The sequence below is a fragment of the Escherichia sp. WS568 genome (assembly GCF_046486085.1).
In the GTDB taxonomy this organism is placed as follows: domain Bacteria; phylum Pseudomonadota; class Gammaproteobacteria; order Enterobacterales; family Enterobacteriaceae; genus Escherichia; species Escherichia coli.
Genome location: NZ_JBJQMC010000002.1, coordinates 181,203 through 205,212 on the forward strand (window position 1 = coordinate 181,203; position 24,010 = coordinate 205,212).

Genomic DNA, 24,010 nt, shown 5'->3' on the forward strand with positions numbered 1-24,010 from the left:
AACGTAAGTTGTAATGACGAAGCCGCCTCTTCAGGCGGCTTCGTTGTTTAGTTTTTTCTGGTCTGCGAGGTCAATTGATTGTCGGCAATGACGGGGTAAAGATGACCGACAATTTACCCATATAATATCCCGCCTGTTTTGCCGTCACGTTAAATTTGTCGACCACCAGCGTCAGCGGTGTGGGAACACACATCACAGCGTAACGAATGCCTGGAAGCACCACCGGGCGGACACGTTTAAGGTTGATGTTGGTCCAGACCATGCTCTCATTGTTGCGCACATCGATTTGCCCACCTGATTCCGGGTCGTACATTTTGACACGGTAATCAATACGCTCCCCTTCATCCGTTGAGCTCGCGCCCTGACGATAAATCGAAAACTCACCATTACTGCGTCCTGCCGCCGTTCTTCCCTCATCTTTTAGCAAAATTTCATAGCTAAGACCGTTACCGTTAAAGCCATCGTACAGGCACATATCCAACATAGTCAGATCTTGCGCGTAGTTGTTGCCGTTAACGCTGCCTGTTGGATGCAAATCCAGTTGTACGCGTGGCGTAGCGTGGGCGAACTCCGGGAAGAACACGTCGATATGGTTGGGATCGAGGACATTAAGCGTAATATCGGCGCGATAATCCGTAGACGGATTAGTAAACTGCAATTTGACCGAACCTTCCCAAACACCACCGATTGGTAAATTTTTCATTTCGGACTGTTCAAGATAGAGCGTCATCGGCTTTGCGCTCGCAAGATGTTGTATATAACCGTCTGAAGCACTTTTACATTGATAACCCGTACCGTTAGCTAACGCGATTTGCGTCGACCATCCGTTACAGACTCCACCCGGGTTCCAGACCTCCGCATCAACATAGCCTTTGAGTTTGACGGGCCAACGCATTCCACTGCGTTTTTCTGTCAAATATATTTTCACTGTTGATAAATTTCCTGATGCGGTACAGGTCTGCTGCACATCAGGAAAATCGCATTTATAACTTGACCATGTCGTGTTGTAGCTTACTGCGGGGGGATCTTCCCTATTCCAGAAGTAATAATCCGCCCTACCAGCGGCCAAATCATAAGTAATTTCAGCCGTCACATTTGGCGTAGCGTGCCCCCCCGTGACCATGCCAAATAAACATAAAATCACGGCAATTAATCGATTTCTCATGGTGCAACCTCCCTTTGCGCCGTCTGGACGTTTCCACGTAATTTAGGCTGTTTCAACTGTGCCTGAACCTGAATAGATTCCGGCAATTGTGAATAACTCACCACGCTACAATTCACATCCCCGCTATAGCGAATGCTGGCGCGTTTCTTCAAAACATTCAGCGGACATTTCAGGAACTGCTGCCCGGAAAGCAGATACAACTCTTTTTCACCACTGCTGATCTCAAGTGTGAATCCGCCATCTTCAGCCACCAGTAACATGGCGCTATTCAGACCCACCAGCGGGAATTTCTCTACCGATGCGGGCAATAACAAACGACCAATATAGTTGTAATTAAAACTGGCAGACACTTCGCGATAACGTAATTTGCCCGGCAACAGCATTAACTCACGATTTCCCGCACCGTTAATGATGTTGGTTGTTCCTTGCTGGTTACCCTGATTACTGTCGTTAACTTCAACAAAGCCAGACTGAAATCCAGGATAGGGGAATAACACGCTGTCGCTTTGACCAAGCTGCAATGTTCTGCTGCCAGCCACCCGCGCTTCGAGTTGCAGACCCTGACTCTGTTCATCCTGTTCAGAGAAACCTTTCACATCCACCAACACCGCTCCCAGCAAATCATCTGAGCCGCTGGCCCCCAAATTGATGCCATAGCGACTCACCGCCAGCGTGGAGCTGTATGTCCCGGTGAAGGCCGAGAGATGATCATGGTTCTGGCGATCATAACTGTCTGAGACAGTAGCGTAGACATTTCCATATTGGCCATCCCAACGCCCGTTAACCGCGCTGTTTATGGTATCGGTGTTCAAACCGCCGACGGTCACGCCAAGCTCTTTATGGCTGAATGAGTCGTTATAAAAGGTATGCGATAACTGCCATGACGTTTGATCGCCATCCTGATCGCTATAACGATAATCAGTAGAAACATTGGTTGAATGGCTGTTGTTATTGCTGTCCATCGTCGGCGTATCAGATAACGAAAACGACAGATACAAACCGTTGTCATCGCTACCACCGCCGTTGTCATTACGATGGAAAACCCCAAGGGAAGTACTCAAAATCCAGTCACGCATCACAAAAGCGCGAGAAGCGCTAAGTTGTACGGTCTCGGAAATGCTTTGAGCCGAAGTCTGGCGAAGATAGTTATTTTCAAAGCTCTGCTGTTTGTCCCAGCGCAAACTATCATCAGTGTTATTTTGTGTGCGGGTATAACCCAGCATCATATTCCAGCCGACAAAATTCTGTGAAACCGTCGCGGAAATACTTTCATAACAGCTTAAGGCGTTGTAGCTCTCTCTGTTGTCGGTTGTACAAGCATCACCGTCAGAGTTGGTCCGATAAAAGCCCAACGTCGGCCATCCCGGATGACTCCAGTTGGCCTGTTGCATATCGCCTTTGCCGCCGTCATCGTTACGGAACACGCTGGCACTGATAGCCAGATTCCCCGCCCCGCCTAAATCTGCCGTCCAGTTATTGCCTAACTCGAAAGCACTTACATCATCGGCATTCGCCAGCCCTGCGTAGAGCTCATATTGCGGATGTAATGGCAGGCGTACGCCTAGCTGATAAGCAGAACTTTCATCATCAGAAACCTGTGATGTGGTTTTACCTGCCTGCAAGAACCACTGGGCATTTCCGTCTGTCAGACCGCCGGTTTTGGTAAACGGTACAAGCTCGGTGCGGGTGAGTTGGTTATTTTCATAAACTTTTAACGCCACGCTGTAGCTGCCTGGCGGAAAGGAACTGGTATCAATAAATTGCGAACCACTATTGAGGTAAAACGATCCCAACAGTTGTTCATTACGATAAGCATCAACACGAGAATTGCGCGAAAGCAGGATCATTACCGGCGTTCCCTGCTGGCTTTGCGTCTGGTTTAAATAACTGAGAGTCGACCCGATACGCATTCCGTCGATGGCACCGAGTGGCAGAAAGTTAAAAGTAAAGTTTCCACCTTGCGCATTAAATAATGTGCGGTTGTCCATCCGCCCCGCCTGCACATAATAACGGCGTAAAAAATCATAGCGGTAATAGAGATCGCTGACATCGACATTGTTGTCGCTGACATCATCTGCATCATAACCGTCGAAATTCCAGTGCGCACCAATATAGCTATTTTCTGTTATTCCCAGTGCGCCATTACCCTGAATTGACAACGATTGGTAATCATCCTGTACCAGCACATTAATATCTTGCTGATGTATAAAAGCGTTAACCGTATTTTTGTCTGGATTTAAATACAATGACTTCGAGTTAAACGCAGAACTCCATTGCGGATTAAGAAATAGCGTTGCTGAACTTTCTTCATCATTGTAGATTATTTCTACTGTCTCAGTATTAAGAAAACCGCATCCTGAATCAGTACGTACAAAACCACAAGCCAGTTCACCGTGGCGAGCTAAGGGTTGCGATAGTTTTTCTTTCACTGTATGAGCGATTTTTTGATCGTCAGTGCTCAATTCAAGTTTGCTGTATAAACTTGATGAATCAAGAAAGGTTACGGTATCAAGATTAACCATCGCATAATATTTACCGAGACTTTTCCCTGCAAAATAAACCTCGATATACTCCTGCTGTCCCTGAGCAATAACCTCAAAACCAGCGGGAATTTTTGTTAATGTTGCCTTTGCCGGGCTGAGACTCGCCAGGATCAAAAGAGCCAGTAATTTTTTGTCCATGGCTGTCCTGTAATCCATAATAAATACTAAAATAGTTAAAAGAAGGGAGGACTTGCCTCCCTTTATTGCATGTTAATTCTGTTATCCAGATTAGAGAGCCTGGGACAGATAAATGCTAACTACGCCACGGTAGATACCCGTTTCCAGAACACCTTTGGTAGCCTGGGAAAACATCAGTGGTTTAGCCAGCGAACCGTTAGTTAACGCATCGGAAGCAAAGATTTTCGTTGCGGTAAAAGTGGTTGCCGCATCAGCTTTAATCTCTTCACCACCCCAGGTTACGGTCAGCGGAACAATTTTGCTGGCGTCCAGGCTCTGAACCAGTTGCGCAGGCGAAACTAACTGCATTTTCACGTCTTTGGTCGTGTCATTTGACCAGATTTTAGTCATTAACTGGTAAGATTGCAGACCCTGACCTGGCAGATATTGCATTTCTACTGCCTTCGGCAGTGCAGTATTATCGGTCTGCGTCATATCCAGAGCAGCATCAACGTTAGCAGTAACAGTGATATCTTTTTGTACTGCTAATGCAGAACCTGCAACGGAAAACATTGCCGCTACCAGAAGAGATTTTGCGAATACCTTTTTCATTACTATTCCTTGGTTTATTACAATGATAATTAATGGACCGCCAGCTCAAACTCGCCATTGTCCTTGGTGATCCAGTTATTATATTTGACAACGATTTTATCGTAGCCAGATATGCTTTCTAAAACTCTTTCCTGACCAGGGAAAATGTTTTTATTTACGGTCTGTGTTCTGCACTCCGCAGAACCACTATTTTTACAATAGGCAATGGTTAATATCTTCAGACGTTGATTGCCATTATTGATTAGCTTTTTATCGGCGTTAATATCTAACTTTGCCACAGGCTGCTGAGGTGGCACGCTGACAACAATCCCCCAAATTAAGTTAACCGTTAATTGCATGGAGAGATCTTTTTTATTATCTGTTGCATCATCAATGCTGGGTACAGCTTCAAATTTAACCCGATAGTTTTTTTCTTTTTGCTCAGGTTCCATTGCCACAAAACGCACGGTTTTGCTACTACCGCCAGGCAAAGCAAATTTGGGCGGCATTATCACAAGTTGGTTTGCATCGCCTGAAGTTACTTCGATTTCTTTTTCTTGTGGTGTTGATGGATTATCGATACGAAATACGGTTGCCTTTATATATTGGACTTCATTCGTTTTCGATATTACACGAACACTTCCTTCTCCCTGACTGTTTATAGATACAGACATAGGATATACAGTCATATTAGATTGTGCGAAAAATGATGTGCACAGAAGTAAGACAGGCCCGAGCCGTAATAATCGATTAATTTTCGCCACCATTTAATCAGTTAAATTATTTCATAAAAAGTTGGCGCATTAGAAATCATACTATTTTTCAAGTCAACACAAAAAAGCATCTTTAGATAAAATTATTTATTCTCAAAAAAATACAACCTACTGAAAAATATGTTTTTTCACAATTCAACATAATCAATTTTAGGAATATATTAATATTCATAACATCAATAAATAATATTATTTCAATCATTCGATTTATATTTTAACAATGGCATACGCATGCATAAAGTGGTATGATAACTTTGTCCGCATTCCACTCCTGGAGACGCATATGGAAATCACTGAACCACGCCGTTTGTATCAACAACTTGCCGCTGATCTGAAAGAGCGCATCGAACAGGGCGTCTATCTGGTAGGTGATAAACTGCCTGCCGAACGCTTTATTGCCGATGAAAAAAACGTCAGCCGCACCGTGGTTCGTGAAGCCATCATCATGCTGGAAGTTGAAGGCTATGTCGAAGTGCGTAAAGGTTCAGGTATTCATGTGGTTTCCAACCAGCCGCGCCATCAGCAATCGGCTGACAATAATATGGAGTTTGCCAATTACGGTCCGTTTGAGCTACTGCAAGCCCGCCAGCTCATCGAAAGTAATATTGCCGAGTTCGCGGCAACTCAGGTCACAAAACAGGACATCATGAAATTGATGGCCATCCAGGAGCAGGCGCGCGGCGAACAATGCTTCCGTGATTCCGAGTGGGATTTGCAGTTCCATATTCAGGTAGCCCTGGCGACGCAGAACTCCGCCCTGGCGGCTATCGTTGAAAAAATGTGGACCCAGCGTAGTCATAACCCGTACTGGAAAAAACTGCACGAACACATTGATGCCCGTACCGTCGATAACTGGTGTGATGACCACGATCAAATCCTCAAGGCGCTGATTCGCAAAGATCCTCATGCTGCTAAGCTGGCAATGTGGCAGCACCTGGAAAACACCAAGATCATGTTATTTAACGAAACCAGCGACGATTTCGAGTTCAATGCCGACCGCTATCTGTTCGCCGAAAACCCGGTGGTGCATCTCGATACAGCCACCAGCGGCAGTAAATGAAATTCCTGTCCGACAGGCGCTACAGTGCGCCTGTTTGTCTCGTCGGTAAGCGAAAAGTATAAAGTGTCAGCCTGTGTAAATCCTCTCGCCTCCCTCCCCTGCATTCAGCAAAATCAGACTCCACGGACATGTAATTTTGATAACGAACAACGTTGACCTTTGTTACAATTAGATTCAATTTGAATTTATGCTTTTGAATGCTTTCTTATCTCACGATTTAACAGGGAATAGTTCAGGCTGTGTTGATGTATCAAACCCGCAAAACATACCAAAACAGCAATAACATTGCGGTAGTGCATCATTTAAAACCAGCGTGGCGTTAACCGATTCACCAGGAATAATGAATGGAACTTTTGACCCAATTGCTGCAAGCCCTGTGGGCGCAGGATTTTGAAACCCTGGCCAATCCGTCGATGATTGGCATGTTGTATTTTGTCTTGTTTGTCATTTTGTTCCTTGAAAACGGCTTGCTTCCGGCGGCCTTTTTACCGGGCGACAGTTTACTGGTACTGGTCGGCGTATTGATTGCGAAAGGCGCGATGGGCTATCCGCAAACGATTCTGCTGCTGACCGTTGCCGCCAGCCTCGGCTGCTGGGTCAGCTATATTCAGGGGCGATGGCTGGGCAATACCCGCACCGTACAAAACTGGCTATCTCATTTACCCGCGCATTATCATCAACGCGCACACCATCTTTTTCATAAACACGGTTTATCGGCGCTGTTAATTGGTCGCTTTATTGCGTTTGTCAGAACACTGCTGCCGACGATTGCCGGGTTATCAGGGCTGAATAACGCGCGCTTTCAGTTCTTCAACTGGATGAGTGGTCTGCTGTGGGTATTGATCCTGACAACTCTGGGTTACATGCTCGGCAAAACGCCGGTATTTTTAAAGTACGAGGACCAGCTGATGTCATGCCTGATGCTGCTCCCGGTGGTGCTGCTGGTGTTTGGCCTGGCAGGTTCTCTGGTTGTGTTATGGAAAAAGAAATATGGAAATCGGGGGTAAGGGATGCAAATACCTCGCATGTCACTTCGCCAGCTAGCCTGGTCCGGCGCTGTTTTACTTCTGGTCGGCACGCTGTTGCTGGCCTGGTCCGCGGTTCGCCAGCAAGAGTCTACGCTGGCGATTCGTGCCGTTCATCAAGGCACAACGATGCCAGACGGTTTTTCAATCTGGCATCACCTTGACGCTCACGGCATTCCTTTCAAAAGTATCACCCCCAAAAACGACACTCTGTTAATTACCTTTGACTCCAGCGACCAGAGCGCCGCCGCAAAAGCGGTCCTCGACAGAACATTGCCCCATGGCTACATCATTGCGCAGCAGGACAATAATAGTCAGGCAATGCAGTGGCTGACCCGGTTGCGGGATAACTCTCATCGCTTCGGATAACTTCCTGTTATCCGAAACAGATCACTCACTTTGGTGATTTCACCGTAACTGTCTATGATTAATGGGGCGGTGGTTAACACGACCGCTTCGTTGTCTGGACAATCGTTCCTTTGTAATAGGTCCGAATCACAATGGAAGGTTCAAGAATGAAATACCGCATCGCTTTAGCTGTTTCTCTCTTTGCTCTTAGTGCCGGTAGTTATGCCACTACCCTGTGTCAGGAAAAGGAGCAAAATATCCTTAAGGAGATCAGCTATGCCGAAAAACACCAAAACCAGAATCGTATTGACGGTCTGAATAAAGCCCTGAGTGAAGTCCGGGCCAACTGTTCAGATAGCCAACTGCGTGCCGATCATCAGAAGAAAATCGCAAAGCAGAAAGATGAGGTGGCGGAACGCCAGCAAGATTTAGCCGAGGCGAAGCAAAAAGGCGATGCAGATAAGATTGCCAAACGCGAACGGAAACTGGCAGAAGCGCAGGAAGAGCTGAAAAAGCTGGAAGCGCGCGACTACTAACTCACAATAGTCACTACTTACTCACCTGGAGAAAACTATGTCGAAAGAACACACTACGGAACATCTGCGTGCTGAGTTGAAATCCCTTTCCGATACGCTGGAAGAGGTGCTTAGCTCATCTGGCGAGAAGTCGAAAGAAGAGTTGAGTAAGATTCGTAGCAAAGCGGAGCAGGCACTGAAACAGAGCCGTTATCGCCTGGGTGAAACCGGTGATGCCATCGCCAAACAAACCCGTGTCGCGGCGGCGCGTGCCGATGAGTATGTGCGTGAAAATCCGTGGACCGGCGTGGGCATTGGCGCTGCAATCGGTGTAGTGCTCGGCGTTCTGCTGTCGCGTCGTTAATTATGGCGGACACTCATCACGCGCAAGGGCCCGGTAAAAGCGTTCTGGGCATCGGGCAGCGAATTGTTTCCATCATGGTTGAAATGGTGGAAACACGTCTGCGGCTGGCGGTGGTGGAGCTGGAAGAGGAAAAAGCGAATCTCTTTCAACTTTTACTGATGCTGGGCCTGACGATGCTTTTCGCTGCATTTGGTCTTATGAGCCTGATGGTGCTAATTATTTGGGCGGTTGATCCGCAATATCGCCTGAATGCGATGATTGCCACCACCGTGGTGTTGCTGCTACTGGCACTGATTGGCGGTATCTGGACGTTACGTAAATCGCGTAAATCCACCTTGCTGCGCCATACACGCCATGAGCTGGCAAACGATCGGCAGCTGCTCGAGGAGGAGTCCCGTGAGCAGTAAAGTCGAACGTGAACGACGTAAGGCGCAACTGCTTAGCCAGATCCAGCAACAACGGCTGGATCTTTCTGCCAGTCGTCGTGAATGGCTGGAGGCAACAGGCGCTTACGATCGTCGCTGGAATATGCTGCTAAGTCTGCGCTCCTGGGCGCTGGTTGGCAGTAGCGTGATGGCGATCTGGACGATTCGCCATCCTAATATGCTGGTCCGCTGGGCCAGACGCGGTTTTGGCGTATGGAGCGCCTGGCGTCTGGTTAAAACGACCCTCAAGCAGCAACAGCTTCGCGGTTAACTTCCCTCTGGCCGGAGCCATTCCGGCCTTATCCCTCAAATTTTTTGAAGATTTTTGACAATTTTCCTTGCTAACAATCACGCTTCGCCACGTTTATGATTCTCTCCATCGACAGCAACGACGCTAATAGCGCGCCCTTGCACAAAAAAACAATCAGCAGCCTGAGCGGCGCAGTGGAGAGTATGATGAAAAAATTAGAAGATGTTGGTGTACTGGTAGCGCGTATTTTAATGCCGATTCTGTTTATTACCGCAGGCTGGGGAAAAATTACTGGCTACGCGGGTACCCAACAATATATGGAAGCAATGGGCGTCCCCGGCTTTATGCTGCCGCTGGTGATTCTGCTTGAGTTTGGTGGTGGTCTGGCAATCCTGTTCGGTTTCCTGACACGTACCACAGCCCTGTTTACTGCGGGCTTTACGCTGCTGACGGCATTTTTATTTCACAGCAACTTTGCTGAAGGCGTCAACTCGCTGATGTTCATGAAAAACCTGACGATTTCTGGCGGATTCCTGCTGCTGGCAATTACCGGTCCAGGCGCGTATAGCATCGACCGCCTGCTGAATAAAAAGTGGTAAGCACGCGCTATACTTAACAATAAAAAACGAGGAGGAACACTCCTCGTTTCAGATTGTTGACAAAGTGCGCGTTGTTCATGCCGGATGCGGCGTGAACGCCTTATCCGGCCTACAAAAACATGCAAATTCAATACATTGCAGAAACCTCGTAGGCCTGATAAGCATAGCGCATCAGGCAGTTTTGCGTTTGCCATCAGTCTCAAACGAGGAGAAACGCTCCTCGTTTTTGCTATTGGAGGAGAGAAAAATGGGTCAACTGATTGACGGCGTCTGGCATGACACCTGGTACGATACCAAATCTACCGGCGGTAAATTTCAACGTTCAGCTTCCGCATTTCGTAACTGGCTCACTGCCGATGGCGCGCCAGGCCCCACTGGCAAAGGCGGTTTTATCGCAGAGAAAGATCGTTATCATCTCTATGTTTCACTCGCCTGCCCGTGGGCGCACCGCACGCTGATCATGCGTAAACTCAAAGGACTGGAACCGTTTATTTCCGTTTCCGTAGTGAACCCGCTGATGCTGGAAAACGGCTGGACCTTTGATGACAGTTTTCCGGGAGCAACCGGCGACACGCTCTATCAACATGAATTTCTGTATCAGCTTTATCTCCACGCCGATCCACACTACAGCGGACGAGTGACTGTTCCCGTGCTGTGGGACAAAAAGAACCACACCATCGTCAGCAACGAATCAGCAGAAATCATACGCATGTTCAATACCGCGTTTGATGCGCTGGGCGCGAAAGCGGGTGATTACTACCCACCAGCCCTGCAAACGAAAATTGACGAACTTAACGGCTGGATTTATGACACTGTTAACAACGGCGTGTATAAAGCCGGTTTTGCCACCAGCCAGCAAGCTTACGACGAGGCGGTGGCGAAAGTGTTTGAATCGCTGGCGCGACTGGAACAGATTTTAGGTCAGCACCGTTACCTGACCGGCAACCAGCTAACCGAAGCCGATATTCGCCTGTGGACCACGCTGGTGCGTTTTGATCCAGTGTATGTGACCCACTTCAAGTGTGATAAGCACCGCATCAGCGATTACCTGAATCTGTATGGCTTCCTGCGCGATATCTACCAGATGCCGGGAATTGCCGAAACAGTCAATTTCGATCACATCCGTAATCATTACTTCCGCAGCCATAAGACCATCAACCCTACGGGGATTATTTCAATTGGTCCGTGGCAGGATCTCGATGAACCGCATGGACGAGATGTTCGCTTCGGTTAAAAAAAGGCACCTTACGATGTGCCTCTGATAATTAGCTAAGTGCATGTTGTTCATGTCGGATGCGGCGTAAACGCCTTATCAAACCTACAAAACATTTATATTCAATATGTTGCAATGACCGCGCAGGCCAGATAAGCGTAGCGCATCTGGCAATTTTGCGCTTGCCCCTATCCTTCACAGCGCCTTATTAATTCATAGAGATAATATTTACTGCCATTTCATTCACGTCTATTCTTAATTTGCTGCTTTAAAAACAAGTGATTGAGCAAAATTGAGGCAAAAATGGACTGGTATCTGAAAGTACTAAAAAATTATGTCGGTTTCCGGGGTCGTGCGCGGCGCAAAGAGTACTGGATGTTTATTCTGGTCAACATCATCTTTACGTTCGTGCTGGGGCTACTGGATAAAATGTTAGGCTGGCAACGTGCCGGTGGCGAAGGCATCCTGACGACAATCTACGGTATTCTGGTGTTTTTACCATGGTGGGCAGTTCAGTTCCGCCGCCTGCACGACACCGACCGCTCGGCGTGGTGGGCACTGCTGTTCTTAATCCCGTTTATCGGCTGGCTTATTATCATCGTCTTTAACTGCCAGGCGGGTACGCCAGGCGAAAACCGCTTTGGACCTGATCCAAAACTGGAACCTTAAAACAAATCTCCTCGCCGGATGTCTGACTCATCCGGCTTTTATCATCATGTTGATGAATGAATAATTTACTAATGTTTATTTAAAATATTTCAATATCGTTATATAAATTACCTATAAAAAATAACCATGTATTTATCTTAAATATCAAAACCTTTATAACATCCGAAAAAGAAAGATACGAATAGCATTTACACAATACCCGGAATAGACTTTCGTCACTTTTAATTAAAGGGATGTTTTTATGCAGTGGTATTTAGCCGTATTAAAAAATTATGTTGGTTTCTCTGGTCGCGCACGTCGTAAAGAGTACTGGATGTTTACTCTGATTAACGCCATCGTCGGCGCTATTATCAATGTCATTCAATTGATTTTAGGTTTAGAGTTTCCATTCCTTTCTCTCATTTACCTGGCAGCAACAATCATTCCGGTCATTGCTCTGTGCGTTCGTCGTCTGCACGATACTGACCGTTCAGGTGCGTGGGCGCTTCTCTATCTGGTACCGGTCATTGGCTGGTTAGTTCTGTTTGTATTTGCCTGTTTAGAAGGCAATTCTGGCAGCAATCGTTACGGAAACGATCCGAAGTTTGGTTCAAATTAATCTTAGAATTGGGGCGATATTTCGCCCCTTTTTATTAAAAATAACAAATATTATTTTCCGCTAAAAAGTTTGGGAATTTCCCGCAGACACCAGGATTTCGCCTCCCCCATACTGTCACGACGCCAGGCCATAATAATATCGATCTCGCTGGTCGATTCCGGGCTGACGACACGCAACCGCCCTTCCGCAATATCTTTTTCGACCATCGGATACGGCATCGTCGCCACGCCAAGCCCCGCCAGTAATGCCTGACGTTTATCTTCAATCGTGCTCACCGTTAAACGCGGCTGTTTGTCCAGTAGCTGTACGGTCAATACCGGGCGCTCACGAGCGGTATCCGCCACCGCAATTCCACGATATTTCACGCGCGTCACTTCAGATAACGGTTCCGGCTCCTGATGAATCGGGTGATCAGGCGCGGCAACGTAGACGTTCATTAACGTATAGAGCTTGCGCGAGTTGATCTCCGACGAGGAGCGAAAATGCATATCCGGCGCGATAACAATATCCGCCCGCCCCTGCTCCAGCCGTTCCCACGCCCCCGCCAGCACTTCGGTGATAATTGCCAGTTGGGTATTGGCTTTTGCCGCCAGTTTGTCGATTAACGGGAAAAAGGCAGGTGTCGGTACCAGCGCTTCGGTCACAATGGTGAGATGCGTTTCCCAACCGCGCGCGAGAGCTTCCGCATCGGTAGTCAGTTTATCTGCGGCTTCCAGCAAAACGCGCCCTCGCTCCAGCAACATCCTCCCGACATTGGTGAATTTGGTGCGATGGCCCGAGCGGTCAAACAGCACCACATCCAGCTCTTCTTCCAATTTTTGCATGGTGTAGCTAAGTGCGGAAGGCACGCGTCCCAGCTCATCCGCCGCCGCCGCAAAACTGCCCCGGCGATCGATCGCATCCATAACCCGTAGTGCTTCCAGCGTTAATGCCCTTTCTTTGGCCATTTCGTTCTCATTCAGGAAATTTGAACATACCGGGCAGAATATCTGGCTAACAATGTAGCGTCCAGCCCCTTACCATAAAAGGAAGTAAAGAGAGGTCAAGAATTATGATTACTACCCGAACTGCCAGGCAGTGTGGACAAGCAGACTACGGATGGTTGCAGGCCCGGTATACTTTTTCCTTTGGACACTACTTCGACCCGAAATTGTTAGGCTATGCCTCCCTGCGCGTGCTTAACCAGGAAGTGCTGGCCCCAGGTGCCGCCTTTCAGCCGCGAACCTATCCCAAAGTCGATATTTTAAATGTGATTCTGGATGGAGAAGCTGAGTATCGCGACAGCGAAGGCAATCATGTTCAGGCCAGCGCCGGTGAGGTGTTGCTGCTCTCTACCCAGCCGGGTGTCAGCTATAGCGAACACAATCTCAGCAAAGACAAATCGTTAACGCGAATGCAACTTTGGCTGGATGCCTGCCCACAACGAGAGAATCCGCTGATTCAAAAACTGGCGCTTAATATGAGCAAGCAGCAATTAATCGCCTCGCCAGAAGGTGGGATGGGAAGCCTGCAATTGCGCCAGCAAGTGTGGCTGCACCATATCGTGCTCGACAAAGGCGAAAGTGCGAATTTCCAGTTGCATGGGCCACGCGCGTATTTGCAATCGATTCACGGGAAATTTCATGCGCTTACGCATCATGAAGAGAAAGCGGCGCTGACCTGCGGTGATGGGGCGTTTATTCGTGACGAGGCTAACATTACGCTGGTTGCCGATTCCCCACTGCGCGCTTTGCTGATAGATTTGCCTGTCTAGTTGTTTTTACAGGGAGATGATGATGAGTAAAAAATCGGCCAAAAAGCGTCAGCCAGTGAAGCCCGTGGTGGCGAAAGAACCTTCTCGCACCGCCAAAAATTTTGGCTATGAAGAGATGTTGAGCGAGCTGGAAGCCATCGTCGCGGATGCTGAAACGCGTTTAGCCGAGGATGAAGCTACCGCGTAAAGACAAGTGCCGGATGTGGCGTAAACGCCTTATCCGGCCTACAAAACACAACAACATCAACAAATTGCGCACCCCGTAGGCCGGACAAGATGCGCCAGCATCGCATCCGGCACGCTCCCCAAAACCTGGCGATTATCTGGCCTTGCTCGCCATAATCTCGATAATCTGCCGATCCGTTTGCTGCATCGAATGGCTTGCTAACGCACACAGGTTGGCAATCGACTGCTCAACATCATGCGCCACAATCCCTTCATTGCCGGTCACTGCGGTATCATCCAGCGCCATTAACACCGCTTTCCACGCAGCCGAAGCACTGGTCGAAACCTTCATCGCGCAGCTGTTCGACGCACCATCGCAAATCATGCCGCTGACATCGCCGATCATACTGCTGATCGCCATCGAAATGGTTTCATAACGCCCATCCACCAGCCATGCCATCCCGGCGGCGGCCCCCATTGCTGCGGTCGTTGCGGCACAAAGCGCAGACAAACGCGGTAACTGGTTATGGATGTAAATCGCGCTCAAATGCGAAAGCATCAGCGCACGCGCCAGCCGTTCATCATCGGCCCCGAAGTGTTCTGCTACCACCACCACAGGCATTGTTGCAGTGATCCCCTGGTTACCCGAGCCGGAGTTACTCATTGCCGGAAGCGTAGCGCCGCCCATACGCGCATCGGATGCCGCGCTGGTACGAATCACAATGGATGAAGAGAGATCTTTCGCCAGCAAGCCGCGCGCGCACTGTTTTTCCAGCGTCGCGCCAATATGCAGCCCCCAGTTACCGCTCAAGCCTTCCTGCGATAACGCGCAATTTAACTTCGCGGAATCGAGAATAAAGCGGATCGCCGCAAACGGGACTTCATTGACGAACTTCAGGATCTCAGCCAGCGTCGTCCTGGAAAGCACCGTCAGCGGCGACTCTTGCTCGCCCTCTGTCACACACGCCTGCTGGGTAAACACCACACCATTGTGCGTCTCAATATGCACAATGTTGGTATGCCCGCCGACAATGGTGACACACGCCCACTTCTCACCGTTCCAGACTTTGGCGCGTGAGAAGAGGATTTCATCGCAAGGTTCCTGGATCTTAACTGAGACTTTCCCCGCCGCCAGCAGTGCTTTGGCATCGGCAATTGCCTGCGCAGTTGCATCTTTCAGCACTTCCAGCCCGGCGTTAGCATTTCCACCTAACGCTCCCAGCGCCGCCGCAATCGGCAGCCCCACCATTCCCGTGCCGGGAACGGTGACGCCCAGACCGTTCTTCATCAGATTTGGCGAAACCCAGGCTTCTACACGTTCAACCGGACCTTCCAGTTCTGCCGCAGCAACCGCCGCCGCCAGCGCCAGTGAAATCGGTTCAGTACATCCCAGCGCCGGTTTTACTTCCTCCTGAACGGCGAGGATGTAACGCTGCCATAACGGATTTAAAGTCGAATCAAACATATTAAAAACCTTAAAATTTCAGGGAAATCAAGAAAATGCCAGGAACGGAGAAACACAAAGCAACAAACCAGTGACGATAATCAGGTACAGAGACATCCCTTTGTATTTGTGCAATGCCGGTACTTTGTAAACCAGCCACGCCGGGATCAGGCACCCTACCATGCCGAAAATCGGGCTACAGATAGAGGTGAAGCTCAACACCGGTGCGTTCAGTGCGATGGCGCTCCAGGCCAGCAAAATGGCGAAAATCATGATGCCGCGCTGAACGAGATTTTCGTTAATCTTCTCGGCAGGCATCTTGCGACGCAGGATGTTCATTACGATCCCTTGCGTTGCTTCGCGAAAGCCTAAATAGACGCCAAAAAACGCGGTCATTACTGCAAAGATATTGAGAATGACGCTGACCACTTTCACCCACGCTGCGCCGTCACCGCTAATAAACTGCGCCGCAATCGCCAGCGCGGAAATATTCTGCTCGTAGGCTTTTACCGCTTCGTCATGTCCCATCGCCAGCGTGAACGACACTGCGTAGAAAAAGACGGTGACAAACAAAATGCCAAACGCGATATTCATTGCCCGCAATGCTTTATGCCGCGCCACTTCAATCGATTTTTCCCGCGAGCGATAAGAGATCACCATCGGGCTTAACGTCTGGATAAACAGAATCGACGTCAGGGTAAACGGCAGCGTAATAATGGCGTTTTTCACCAGCAGCCCCAGCGGCGGTAGCGAACCGACGTTATACAGATGCCACATTCCCACCATCGATACGCCCAGCGCCGCGACCACCAGCAGCTTGGTCAGCACCATGCCGGTCGAAATTTTGAATAACAATTTCTCGCCGCGTGAAGAGATCGCCACCAGAATGCAAATCAGTACCAGACCATAAAAGGGACTGTCTGACAGCAACCCTTCCGTCACGCCGAAGGTATGCAGGTAGGAAGCACTATCGTTGGTGATGGCGGTGGAATAGACGAACATCCAAATCACCAGCATTACGAAATAGAGTGCACCTAACAGGATGCCCCAGTTTTTACCTAAATAACCGCTAATGACGCTCGGGTAATCTTTACATTCTGGTGATTCTGCCAACGTATTAATAAACAACCGCTGAAACAGATACATTGCCGGGTAACCAATCACCGATGAGAGCAAAAATACCCACAACCCCATCAAACCGACCTGCACCGGGAGAAAAACAATCCCCGCGCCAATCGCCATCCCGATACTCATAATCACCCAGCCGGTGTCAGTACTGTCGAATTTGATCGCTTCTCGCCACTCGCTCTCACTCATTCCAGCACGACCCGCCGGGGTCGAAGCGTCTGCAATGACGCCTTTATTCGATGCAATTTCCATAATTTCTCGCTCAATATTTTGTAGGGCTTATTATTTTTTTCCGAGCCGCATCAAGGCGATATGCGGTCTACGTTTTTGCAGGCGAGTTATTAGAATAAAGAAATGATACGCGCGAGGTCAGAGAAAATCTTCACAATCAAGACTTTGAAATAACGGAGATGGATAAGAATTTTCTACTAAATTAATCGCAAGAGAATATTCATTCTCTATTTGCGGCAGATCACAAAAAAAAGGTGCACATTTGTGCACCCAAGGATGAAAGCTGACAGCAATGTCAGCCGCAGACCACTTTAATAGCCAGTCCTCCGCGTGATGTTTCGCGGTATTTATCGTTCATATCTTTGCCGGTTTCATACATCGTCTCGATCACTTTATCGAGTGAAACACGCGGTGCCGAGGTGCGGCGCATCGCCATCCGCGCGGCGTTTACTGCTTTCACGGCATTAATGGCATTACGTTCAATGCACGGGATTTGTACCTGTCCGGCAACCGGATCGCAGGTCAGCCCAAGGTTATGCTCCATCGCGATTTCCGCCGCATTGCATACCTGCGCCGGACTGCCGCCCAGTAGTTCAGTTAACCCTGCCGCCGCCATTGAACAGGCCACGCCAATCTCCCCCTGACAGCCGACTTCCGCGCCAGAGATGGAGGCGTTCATTTTATACAGCGCGCCAATAGCCCCGGCTGCAAGAAAATAGCGGGCAATTGACCGCTCATTTACCGGACGACGGAACTTATCGTAATAAGCCAGCACTGCCGGAATAATGCCGCACGCACCGTTAGTCGGTGCCGTTACCACGCGCCCGCCAGCTGCGTTTTCTTCACTAACCGCCAGCGCGTACATGTTGATCCAGTCGATGACATTCATCGGATCGTTAGAGATGTTATCGCTGGAAACCAACTGACGACGCAGCGCTACGGCACGGCGCGGCACATTGAGCGGACCAGGCAGCACGCCTTCAGTGTTCATCCCGCGTTCAATACCGTCATGCATCACTTGCCAGATACGGGCAAAACCGGCATCAATTTCCGCTTTACTGCGCAGCGCCAGCTCGTTGTGCATCATCAGGCCAGAAATAGACAGGCCGTTGTAATCACACATTTTCAGCAGTTCTCCTGCTGAGTGGAAATCGTAAGGTACGGACGTTTCGACATCGTGCGACAGGCCGAAGTGTTCTTCTTCGACAATAAACCCGCCGCCGACAGAGTAATAGGTTTTGCTTAATAGCGCTTCCTGTCCCTTCCAGGCAGTGATCCGCATTCCGTTCTCATGGCGAGGCAACATTTCGGGATGGAAGATAATGTTCTTTGCTACAGGAAAATCAACAATATGCGCACCAGATGCCACTGGCAGCCGCCCGCTGCGCGTCACTAACTCTATAAATGCAGGGATCTCATCAATGACAACATCCTGCGGACTGTTTCCTGCCAGTCCCATGATGATGGCGACATCCGTGGCATGGCCTTTGCCCGTCAGTGACAACGACCCGTACAGATCGACCACAATATGGCTCGTCGCGGTTAATAAGCCGCTACTTTCCAGCCGATCAATAAAACTTTTTCCGGCATTCATTGGCCCCACGGTATGCGAACTGGAGGGACCAATCCCAATTTTGAAAATATCGAATGCACTAATCATATCCACACCCTCGGATTGCCGTTCAGTGAAGTGGAGCGGAACGACCTTGCGACCGTCCCGCTCACGAGGCTTTACGCACTACGTACTGCGATGGCTTCAATTTCCAGCTTCACATCTTTCGGCAAACGCGCGACCTGCACACAGCTCCGGGTCGGGTAGGTCGCCTGATGCTCATCGAAGAACTGCTTATAGACTTCATTGATGGTGGCAAAATCATTCAGATCGGTGATGAACACGGTCATCTTGATGATATCGCCCACGCTCAGCCCGGCAGCAACCACGATCGCTTTGACGTTTTCGAGGCTTAAACGCGCCTGATCTTGCACATCAGCCGGGATCTCACCGGTCTGTGGGCAAACCGGAATTTGCCCGGAGGTGAAGACCATGCTGCCTAAATCAACGCCTTGAACATAAGGGCCGATTGCGCCTGGGGCACGTTGCGTTTCGATAATCTTTTTCATACATCCTCCGGCGTCAGAGCGCCTGGGTAAAGGTACGTGAAATAACATCCTGCTGCTGTTCACGGGTCAGTGCGTTGAAGCGCACGGCGTAGCCAGAGACACGGATTGTCAGGTTAGGATATTTTTCCGGGTGCTCGATGGCATCCAGCAGCATTTCCCGATTCATTACGTTGACGTTGAGGTGTTGACCGCCTTCGACATCCGCTTCGTGGTGGAAATACCCATCCAGCAGGCCGACAAGGTTGGTTTTACGTACTGGATCTTCTTTGCCCAGCGCCGCCGGGACAATTGAGAAGGTGTACGAAATACCGTCTTTGGCGTAGGTGAACGGCAGTTTCGCCACCGACGTCAGCGAGGCTACCGCACCTTTGCGGTCACGACCGTGCATCGGGTTAGCGCCCGGTGCGAACGGTGTTCCGGCGCGACGACCGTCCGGCGTGTTACCGGTTTTCTGGCCGTACACCACGTTAGAAGTGATAGTCAGAATCGACTGGGTAGGGACGGCGTTGCGATAGGTTGGCAGCGCTTTAATTTTCTTCATAAAGCGTTCAACCAGGTCGCAGGCAATGCTGTCTACGCGCTCGTCGTTGTTACCGTACTGCGGATATTCGCCGTCGATTTCAAAGTCCACCGCCAGGCCGTTTTCGTCACGGATTGGTTTCACGCGGGCATATTTGATGGCAGACAGGGAGTCCGTCGCCACCGACAGGCCCGCGATGCCGCATGCCATCGTGCGATAAACATCACGATCGTGCAGCGCCATCAGCGAGGCTTCATAGCTGTACTTGTCGTGCATGTAGTGGATGATATTCAGCGCGCTGATGTACTGCACTGCCAGCCAATCCATGAAATGATCGAGGCTGTCCATCACTTTGTCGTAGTCCAGCACATCGTCCATCAATGGTGCTGTTTTCGGCCCGACCTGAATCTTCAGCTTCTCATCCACCCCGCCGTTAATTGCGTAGAGCAGCGTTTTCGCCAGGTTAGCGCGTGCACCAAAGAACTGCATTTGCTTACCAATCACCATCGGGCTAACGCAGCAGGCAATCGCGTAATCGTCGCTGTTGAAGTCAGTACGCATCAGATCGTCGTTTTCATACTGCAAGGAAGAGGTGACGATAGACACCTGTGCGGCATATTTTTTGAAGGCGATCGGTAATTCTTCCGACCACAGAATGGTCAGGTTTGGTTCCGGTGCTGGCCCCATAGTGTGCAGGGTGTGCAGATAACGGAAAGAGTTTTTGGTCACCAGCGTACGACCGTCCAGCCCCATCCCGCCGATCACTTCCGTCGCCCAGATTGGGTCGCCGGAGAACAGCGAATCAAATTCCGGCGTACGCAGGAAGCGCACCATACGGATCTTCATAATGAAGTGGTCGATCAGTTCCTGTGCCTGCTGTTCATTGAGTACGCCAGCTTTAAAGTCGCGCTCAATGTAGATATCGAGGAACGATGCCGTACGGCCAAGAGACATTGCGCCGCCGTTCTGTGATTTCACTGCCGCCAGGTAAGCGAAGTAGAGCCACTGCACCGCTTCCTGCGCATTCTGCGCCGGACGGGAGATATCAAAACCGTATTTCGCCGCCATTTCCTGAATCTGCAACAGCGCACGACGATGTTCCGCCAGCTCCTCACGCAGACGGATGGTGGCTTCCAGATCCTCGCCTTTTTCCAGACGGGACTGGAGATCGGCAAATTGCAGTTCGCGTTCACGCACCAGATAACTGATGCCATATAGCGCCACGCGGCGATAGTCACCGATAATGCGCCCACGACCATAGCCATCTGGTAAACCGGTCAGCACGCCAGATTTACGGCAGCGCAGCATATCCGGTGAGTAAACATCAAATACGCCCTGGTTATGGGTTTTACGCAGATCGGTAAACAGATATTCAAATTCACTGTCCATTTCACGACCATAGGCGTGGAATGAACTTTTAATCATATTAATGCCACCGAACGGATGCAGCGCACGCTTTAATGGCGCATCCGTTTGCAGGCCCACTATTTTTTCCAGCGGCTGGTTAATATATCCCGCATCATGAGCGGTAATGGTGGTAGCAATATTAGTATCGAAATCAACCGGCGCGTGGGTTGCGTTTTCGATACGGATGCCTTCCATCACTTTTTCCCACAATTCCGTGGTGGCTGGCGTTGCTTCGGCGAGAAAAGATTCATCACCTTCATACGGTGTATAGTTATGTTGAATAAAATCGCGGACATTAATTTCGTTTTTCCAGTCCGTACCTTTAAAGCCAAGCCATGCGTCGGCGTACAGCTTATCGCTGGTATCAATATCTACCTTCATGAAAAATAATCTCTCTACAATACTTCAACTAAATTATGCAAATTCTGCGGGCGCGTTCACTTTGCCTAAATGAATGGCATCCAAAGCAATCATTTTTTCTTCGTTGGTTGGGATAACGGCGCAAATGACACGCGCATTTTCACTGGAAACAATTCGCTCTCCACAGGAGTTAGAGCGATTATTCATTTCTGTATCAATCTCTACGCCTAATACAGCCAAATGTTCCATGACCAGACGACGAATTAAACTTGAATTCTCTCCTATTCCGCCGGTGAATATAATTCCATCCAGGCGATGTAATGAGGCTGCGTGTCCGGCAATATGACGGGCAATTCGGTGAACAAAGGTTTTAATTGCCAGTTGCGCGCGTTCGTGACCTTCATGCCAGGCTTTTTCCAGAACACGTAAATCCGAAGAAAGACCGGAAATACCTAATAATCCCGACTCTTTATTCACTACGCGTTCCAGGTCACCCAGGCTCTGGTTGGTTTGGCTGGCGACCCAGGACATCGCACCAAAGTCGACATCGCCACTGCGGGTACCCATCATCAAGCCTTCCAGCGGCGTCATTCCCATTGAGGTATCAACACTCTGACCGTTGCGAACTGCACAGATTGACGCGCCATTGCCAAGATGCGCCACAACCAGGCCGGAGTCATCTTCCGCCAGATTCAGCAAAGAATGTGCGCGCTGGGAAACATAGCGGTGCGACGTGCCGTGGAAACCATAACGGCGTACACCTAACTCTTCATAATATTTCCACGGCAGGCCGTATAAATAAGCTTCCGGAGCCATCGTCTGGTGGAAACTGGTATCAAATACCGCCACCTGAGTTACGCCCGGAAATAATTGCTGCGCCGATTCAATACCGCTTAAATTGGCGTAATTATGCAGGGGTGCCAGTGGAGAAACGCGACGGATATTATCAATGACTTCATCGGTAATAATGGCGGACTCGGTAAAAATACTGCCGCCGTGAGCGATGCGGTGGCCAATTAAGGCCACACTGTCATTTAAATTCCGTTTTTCCAGTTCAAATGCAATTGCCTTCAATGCACCTTCGTAGCTGTGGTGAGCCAGCGGTGCTGGCTCTCCCCCATTTACGGATAAGAATGCATTTTCCGAGTTAATACCGTCGGCAATACCTGACATTAATACTTCACAGTCGCTGGCATCGAGTACGGAAAACTTAATCGAAGACGAACCACAGTTAATAACCAAAACAACCGGAAATTCATTCATCTCTTTTCTCATCCTGAGTTACGGATTAAAACAGTTTGTATACGATGTTCAGGATGGTCAGCAGACCAATCACGGTAACAAACACGTTATCCAGACGACCACGGTATTTCGCCAGAGACGGCGCTTTACGGATGGCATACATCGGCAACAGGCACAGCAGGGATGCGATAATCGGTGCGCCCATGGCTTCAATCAGGTCGAGGATGTTCGGGTTGGCGTAGGCAACAACCCAGGTGGAGCCCATGATGAAGATCATGCTGAGAGTATTCAGTTTACCCAGCGACACTTTGGTTTTGTCACCTTTATAACCGAACTTCAGAATCAGGCCATTCAAGCCTTCCAGCGTCCCCAGATAGTGACCGAAGAAAGATTTGAAGATAGCCACGAGTGCGATGATGGAAGCCGCATATTCCAGTGTAATCGCGAACGTTGTTTTGGTACCGGTCATGGACGCAAAGTGGTTAGCCAGATAAGAAAGCACTGGAATATTCTGCGCTTTGGCTTCCGCCATGTTGGCCGGAGACAGCGTAAACAGGCAGCTAAAGGCAAAGAACATCACCACTGCAACCATCAGCATGCTGGCACGAGAAATGATTTGGGAACATTTACGTTCGGTGAAGTCGCGACCGAAGTCTTTCTCATACTCTTCACGTTTAGAAACCACGAAGGAAGAGACGATTGGCGAGAAGTTAAAGGAGAAAACCATGATGGAAATCCCCAGCCAGACAGTGATCAGGATACCGTCATGACCAGTTAACGACAGCGAACCGAGGTCAACCTGGTCGATAACTGCAGAGTTCCAGTAAGGGATCAGCGACAGAGAAATCAGCACCAGGCTGGCGATAAACGGCCATACCAGGTAGCTCATCACTTTAACCATCAGATCCTTACCAAACCAGATGACGAAAGCCATCAGCAGCAACAGGAACAGCGCCACAAAGCCGCGATTCAGCGGTGCAAAGCCGAGCTGGTTTTCCCAGAACGTCATAAAGGTATTGGTAATAGTAACGCCATAAATCCACAGCAGTGGGCAAATCGCGAAGAAGTACAGGAACGTGATAACCACGCCGCCAGTTTTACCAAAATGCTCTTCCACCGTTTCCGTAATGTTGCCGGAAGGGTTAGAGCCAGAAAGACACAGACGCGCCAGCGCCCGGTGGCAATAAAACGCGATGGGGTATGCCAATACCAACATCAGAAGAATCGGGATCAGTCCGCCAAAACCTGCGCGGATAGGGAAGAACAGCACCCCGGCGCCGATTGCCGTACCAAACAAGCCTAACGTCCATGTGGTATCTGATTTACGCCAGGACGATTGTTTTGTCTGGCTGGATACAATGCTATCTGAAGTACTCATATCCTA

Annotated in this window: 26 protein-coding genes; 14 read left to right on the top strand and 12 right to left on the bottom strand. The window is 49.4% G+C overall.

Going from position 1 to position 24,010, the window contains the following annotated elements:
• Window positions 1–70: 70 nt before the first annotated feature.
• The 4 genes from ACJHWR_RS03240 to ACJHWR_RS03255 all read right to left on the bottom strand — a co-directional run bounded on the left by ACJHWR_RS03240 (window position 71) and on the right by ACJHWR_RS03255 (window position 5,183).
• On the bottom strand, window positions 71–1,165 hold the full coding sequence (locus ACJHWR_RS03240) for a CfaE/CblD family pilus tip adhesin (RefSeq protein ID WP_410226668.1): 1,095 nt from the start codon (window positions 1,163–1,165) through the stop codon (window positions 71–73).
• Window positions 1,162–3,846 (bottom strand): TcfC E-set like domain-containing protein, encoded by a 2,685-nt coding sequence (locus ACJHWR_RS03245; protein ID WP_000358691.1) that lies wholly within the window; start codon window positions 3,844–3,846, stop codon window positions 1,162–1,164. Before ACJHWR_RS03245 ends, ACJHWR_RS03240 begins: the two co-directional genes overlap by 4 nt.
• Before the next feature lie 90 nt (window positions 3,847–3,936).
• The gene (locus tag ACJHWR_RS03250) at window positions 3,937–4,437 is read right to left on the bottom strand and encodes a CS1 type fimbrial major subunit (protein ID WP_000755089.1); all 501 of its coding nucleotides are present in this window, start codon (window positions 4,435–4,437) and stop codon (window positions 3,937–3,939) included.
• 29 nt (window positions 4,438–4,466) lie between these two features.
• Complete coding sequence (locus ACJHWR_RS03255) at window positions 4,467–5,183, bottom strand: fimbria/pilus periplasmic chaperone (protein ID WP_001361213.1); 717 nt, start codon at window positions 5,181–5,183, stop codon at window positions 4,467–4,469.
• A gap of 289 nt (window positions 5,184–5,472) precedes the next feature.
• On the opposite strand from ACJHWR_RS03255, the gene exuR reads away from it, so the two are divergent.
• The 12 genes from exuR to ACJHWR_RS03315 all read left to right on the top strand — a co-directional run bounded on the left by exuR (window position 5,473) and on the right by ACJHWR_RS03315 (window position 12,255).
• Complete coding sequence (exuR, locus tag ACJHWR_RS03260; RefSeq protein WP_000406495.1) at window positions 5,473–6,249, top strand: transcriptional regulator ExuR; 777 nt, start codon at window positions 5,473–5,475, stop codon at window positions 6,247–6,249.
• Window positions 6,250–6,488: 239 nt separating this feature from the next.
• The gene (locus tag ACJHWR_RS03265; protein WP_212734158.1) at window positions 6,489–6,572 is read left to right on the top strand and encodes a hypothetical protein; all 84 of its coding nucleotides are present in this window, start codon (window positions 6,489–6,491) and stop codon (window positions 6,570–6,572) included.
• Between the two features lie 21 nt (window positions 6,573–6,593).
• Window positions 6,594–7,256: a DedA family general envelope maintenance protein YqjA gene (yqjA, locus tag ACJHWR_RS03270; protein ID WP_000422149.1), complete on the top strand. Its 663-nt coding sequence runs from the start codon at window positions 6,594–6,596 to the stop codon at window positions 7,254–7,256.
• Between the two features lie 3 nt (window positions 7,257–7,259).
• Window positions 7,260–7,643: an EnvZ/OmpR regulon moderator MzrA gene (mzrA, locus tag ACJHWR_RS03275; protein ID WP_001166760.1), complete on the top strand. Its 384-nt coding sequence runs from the start codon at window positions 7,260–7,262 to the stop codon at window positions 7,641–7,643.
• Window positions 7,644–7,789: 146 nt separating this feature from the next.
• Window positions 7,790–8,158, top strand: coding sequence for a DUF1090 family protein YqjC (gene yqjC / locus ACJHWR_RS03280; RefSeq protein WP_001295543.1), 369 nt, complete (start codon window positions 7,790–7,792; stop codon window positions 8,156–8,158).
• Between the two features lie 37 nt (window positions 8,159–8,195).
• Window positions 8,196–8,501 carry a YqjD family protein gene (locus tag ACJHWR_RS03285; protein WP_000031415.1) on the top strand — a complete coding sequence of 102 codons (306 nt, stop codon included), beginning with the start codon at window positions 8,196–8,198 and terminating at the stop codon, window positions 8,499–8,501.
• Window positions 8,502–8,503: 2 nt separating this feature from the next.
• Entirely contained in the window at window positions 8,504–8,908 is a 405-nt protein-coding gene (locus ACJHWR_RS03290) for a phage holin family protein (protein WP_000785722.1), read from the top strand.
• Window positions 8,898–9,197 (top strand): YqjK-like family protein, encoded by a 300-nt coding sequence (locus ACJHWR_RS03295; protein WP_000096086.1) that lies wholly within the window; start codon window positions 8,898–8,900, stop codon window positions 9,195–9,197. Before ACJHWR_RS03290 ends, ACJHWR_RS03295 begins: the two co-directional genes overlap by 11 nt.
• A gap of 185 nt (window positions 9,198–9,382) precedes the next feature.
• Window positions 9,383–9,775 carry a DoxX family protein gene (locus ACJHWR_RS03300; RefSeq protein WP_000732240.1) on the top strand — a complete coding sequence of 131 codons (393 nt, stop codon included), beginning with the start codon at window positions 9,383–9,385 and terminating at the stop codon, window positions 9,773–9,775.
• A 247-nt stretch (window positions 9,776–10,022) separates the two neighbouring features.
• On the top strand, window positions 10,023–11,009 hold the full coding sequence (yqjG, locus tag ACJHWR_RS03305; protein WP_000531190.1) for a glutathionyl-hydroquinone reductase YqjG: 987 nt from the start codon (window positions 10,023–10,025) through the stop codon (window positions 11,007–11,009).
• 282 nt (window positions 11,010–11,291) lie between these two features.
• Window positions 11,292–11,657: a DUF805 domain-containing protein gene (locus tag ACJHWR_RS03310; protein ID WP_000384145.1), complete on the top strand. Its 366-nt coding sequence runs from the start codon at window positions 11,292–11,294 to the stop codon at window positions 11,655–11,657.
• 241 nt (window positions 11,658–11,898) lie between these two features.
• Complete coding sequence (locus ACJHWR_RS03315; RefSeq protein WP_001198783.1) at window positions 11,899–12,255, top strand: DUF805 domain-containing protein; 357 nt, start codon at window positions 11,899–11,901, stop codon at window positions 12,253–12,255.
• A 50-nt stretch (window positions 12,256–12,305) separates the two neighbouring features.
• Here ACJHWR_RS03315 and yhaJ read toward each other — a convergent pair whose 3' ends face one another.
• Window positions 12,306–13,202 carry a DNA-binding transcriptional regulator YhaJ gene (yhaJ, locus tag ACJHWR_RS03320; RefSeq protein WP_001041010.1) on the bottom strand — a complete coding sequence of 299 codons (897 nt, stop codon included), beginning with the start codon at window positions 13,200–13,202 and terminating at the stop codon, window positions 12,306–12,308.
• A 104-nt stretch (window positions 13,203–13,306) separates the two neighbouring features.
• Between yhaJ and ACJHWR_RS03325 the strand changes: the two genes are divergently transcribed.
• Window positions 13,307–14,008, top strand: a complete 702-nt coding sequence (locus ACJHWR_RS03325; RefSeq protein WP_000633593.1) for a pirin family protein — start codon at window positions 13,307–13,309, stop codon at window positions 14,006–14,008.
• 22 nt (window positions 14,009–14,030) lie between these two features.
• Window positions 14,031–14,195 carry a protein YhaL gene (yhaL, locus tag ACJHWR_RS03330; protein WP_022646154.1) on the top strand — a complete coding sequence of 55 codons (165 nt, stop codon included), beginning with the start codon at window positions 14,031–14,033 and terminating at the stop codon, window positions 14,193–14,195.
• Window positions 14,196–14,327: 132 nt separating this feature from the next.
• Here yhaL and cyuA read toward each other — a convergent pair whose 3' ends face one another.
• The 7 genes from cyuA to tdcC form a co-directional block, all read right to left on the bottom strand.
• Window positions 14,328–15,638, bottom strand: a complete 1,311-nt coding sequence (gene cyuA, locus ACJHWR_RS03335; RefSeq protein WP_000460504.1) for a cysteine desulfidase — start codon at window positions 15,636–15,638, stop codon at window positions 14,328–14,330.
• A 27-nt stretch (window positions 15,639–15,665) separates the two neighbouring features.
• Entirely contained in the window at window positions 15,666–16,997 is a 1,332-nt protein-coding gene (locus ACJHWR_RS03340) for a hypothetical protein (RefSeq protein WP_410226669.1), read from the bottom strand.
• A gap of 274 nt (window positions 16,998–17,271) precedes the next feature.
• Window positions 17,272–18,636 carry an L-serine ammonia-lyase gene (gene tdcG, locus ACJHWR_RS03345; RefSeq protein ID WP_000622115.1) on the bottom strand — a complete coding sequence of 455 codons (1,365 nt, stop codon included), beginning with the start codon at window positions 18,634–18,636 and terminating at the stop codon, window positions 17,272–17,274.
• Window positions 18,637–18,707: 71 nt separating this feature from the next.
• Complete coding sequence (locus tag ACJHWR_RS03350; RefSeq protein ID WP_000719990.1) at window positions 18,708–19,097, bottom strand: enamine/imine deaminase; 390 nt, start codon at window positions 19,095–19,097, stop codon at window positions 18,708–18,710.
• Window positions 19,098–19,110: 13 nt separating this feature from the next.
• Window positions 19,111–21,405 carry a 2-ketobutyrate formate-lyase/pyruvate formate-lyase gene (tdcE, locus tag ACJHWR_RS03355; protein ID WP_000861747.1) on the bottom strand — a complete coding sequence of 765 codons (2,295 nt, stop codon included), beginning with the start codon at window positions 21,403–21,405 and terminating at the stop codon, window positions 19,111–19,113.
• Between the two features lie 33 nt (window positions 21,406–21,438).
• Window positions 21,439–22,647: a propionate kinase gene (gene tdcD, locus ACJHWR_RS03360; protein ID WP_001361211.1), complete on the bottom strand. Its 1,209-nt coding sequence runs from the start codon at window positions 22,645–22,647 to the stop codon at window positions 21,439–21,441.
• A 25-nt stretch (window positions 22,648–22,672) separates the two neighbouring features.
• The gene (gene tdcC / locus ACJHWR_RS03365; protein ID WP_000107721.1) at window positions 22,673–24,004 is read right to left on the bottom strand and encodes a threonine/serine transporter TdcC; all 1,332 of its coding nucleotides are present in this window, start codon (window positions 24,002–24,004) and stop codon (window positions 22,673–22,675) included.
• Window positions 24,005–24,010: the final 6 nt, after the last annotated feature.

Bases quoted from the DNA above. Each gene is read 5' to 3' on its own strand.
- ACJHWR_RS03240 (WP_410226668.1), bottom strand. From the start codon at position 1,165: ATGAGAAATCGATTAATTGCCGTGATTTTATGTTTATTTGGCATGGTC.
- ACJHWR_RS03245 (WP_000358691.1), bottom strand. From the start codon at position 3,846: ATGGACAAAAAATTACTGGCTCTTTTGATCCTGGCGAGTCTCAGCCCG.
- ACJHWR_RS03250 (WP_000755089.1), bottom strand. From the start codon at position 4,437: ATGAAAAAGGTATTCGCAAAATCTCTTCTGGTAGCGGCAATGTTTTCC.
- ACJHWR_RS03255 (WP_001361213.1), bottom strand. From the start codon at position 5,183: ATGGTGGCGAAAATTAATCGATTATTACGGCTCGGGCCTGTCTTACTT.
- exuR (WP_000406495.1), top strand. From the start codon at position 5,473: ATGGAAATCACTGAACCACGCCGTTTGTATCAACAACTTGCCGCTGAT.
- yqjA (WP_000422149.1), top strand. From the start codon at position 6,594: ATGGAACTTTTGACCCAATTGCTGCAAGCCCTGTGGGCGCAGGATTTT.
- mzrA (WP_001166760.1), top strand. From the start codon at position 7,260: ATGCAAATACCTCGCATGTCACTTCGCCAGCTAGCCTGGTCCGGCGCT.
- yqjC (WP_001295543.1), top strand. From the start codon at position 7,790: ATGAAATACCGCATCGCTTTAGCTGTTTCTCTCTTTGCTCTTAGTGCC.
- ACJHWR_RS03285 (WP_000031415.1), top strand. From the start codon at position 8,196: ATGTCGAAAGAACACACTACGGAACATCTGCGTGCTGAGTTGAAATCC.
- ACJHWR_RS03290 (WP_000785722.1), top strand. From the start codon at position 8,504: ATGGCGGACACTCATCACGCGCAAGGGCCCGGTAAAAGCGTTCTGGGC.
- ACJHWR_RS03300 (WP_000732240.1), top strand. From the start codon at position 9,383: ATGAAAAAATTAGAAGATGTTGGTGTACTGGTAGCGCGTATTTTAATG.
- yqjG (WP_000531190.1), top strand. From the start codon at position 10,023: ATGGGTCAACTGATTGACGGCGTCTGGCATGACACCTGGTACGATACC.
- ACJHWR_RS03310 (WP_000384145.1), top strand. From the start codon at position 11,292: ATGGACTGGTATCTGAAAGTACTAAAAAATTATGTCGGTTTCCGGGGT.
- ACJHWR_RS03315 (WP_001198783.1), top strand. From the start codon at position 11,899: ATGCAGTGGTATTTAGCCGTATTAAAAAATTATGTTGGTTTCTCTGGT.
- yhaJ (WP_001041010.1), bottom strand. From the start codon at position 13,202: ATGGCCAAAGAAAGGGCATTAACGCTGGAAGCACTACGGGTTATGGAT.
- ACJHWR_RS03325 (WP_000633593.1), top strand. From the start codon at position 13,307: ATGATTACTACCCGAACTGCCAGGCAGTGTGGACAAGCAGACTACGGA.
- yhaL (WP_022646154.1), top strand. From the start codon at position 14,031: ATGAGTAAAAAATCGGCCAAAAAGCGTCAGCCAGTGAAGCCCGTGGTG.
- cyuA (WP_000460504.1), bottom strand. From the start codon at position 15,638: ATGTTTGATTCGACTTTAAATCCGTTATGGCAGCGTTACATCCTCGCC.
- ACJHWR_RS03340 (WP_410226669.1), bottom strand. From the start codon at position 16,997: ATGGAAATTGCATCGAATAAAGGCGTCATTGCAGACGCTTCGACCCCG.
- tdcG (WP_000622115.1), bottom strand. From the start codon at position 18,636: ATGATTAGTGCATTCGATATTTTCAAAATTGGGATTGGTCCCTCCAGT.
- ACJHWR_RS03350 (WP_000719990.1), bottom strand. From the start codon at position 19,097: ATGAAAAAGATTATCGAAACGCAACGTGCCCCAGGCGCAATCGGCCCT.
- tdcE (WP_000861747.1), bottom strand. From the start codon at position 21,405: ATGAAGGTAGATATTGATACCAGCGATAAGCTGTACGCCGACGCATGG.
- tdcD (WP_001361211.1), bottom strand. From the start codon at position 22,647: ATGAATGAATTTCCGGTTGTTTTGGTTATTAACTGTGGTTCGTCTTCG.
- tdcC (WP_000107721.1), bottom strand. From the start codon at position 24,004: ATGAGTACTTCAGATAGCATTGTATCCAGCCAGACAAAACAATCGTCC.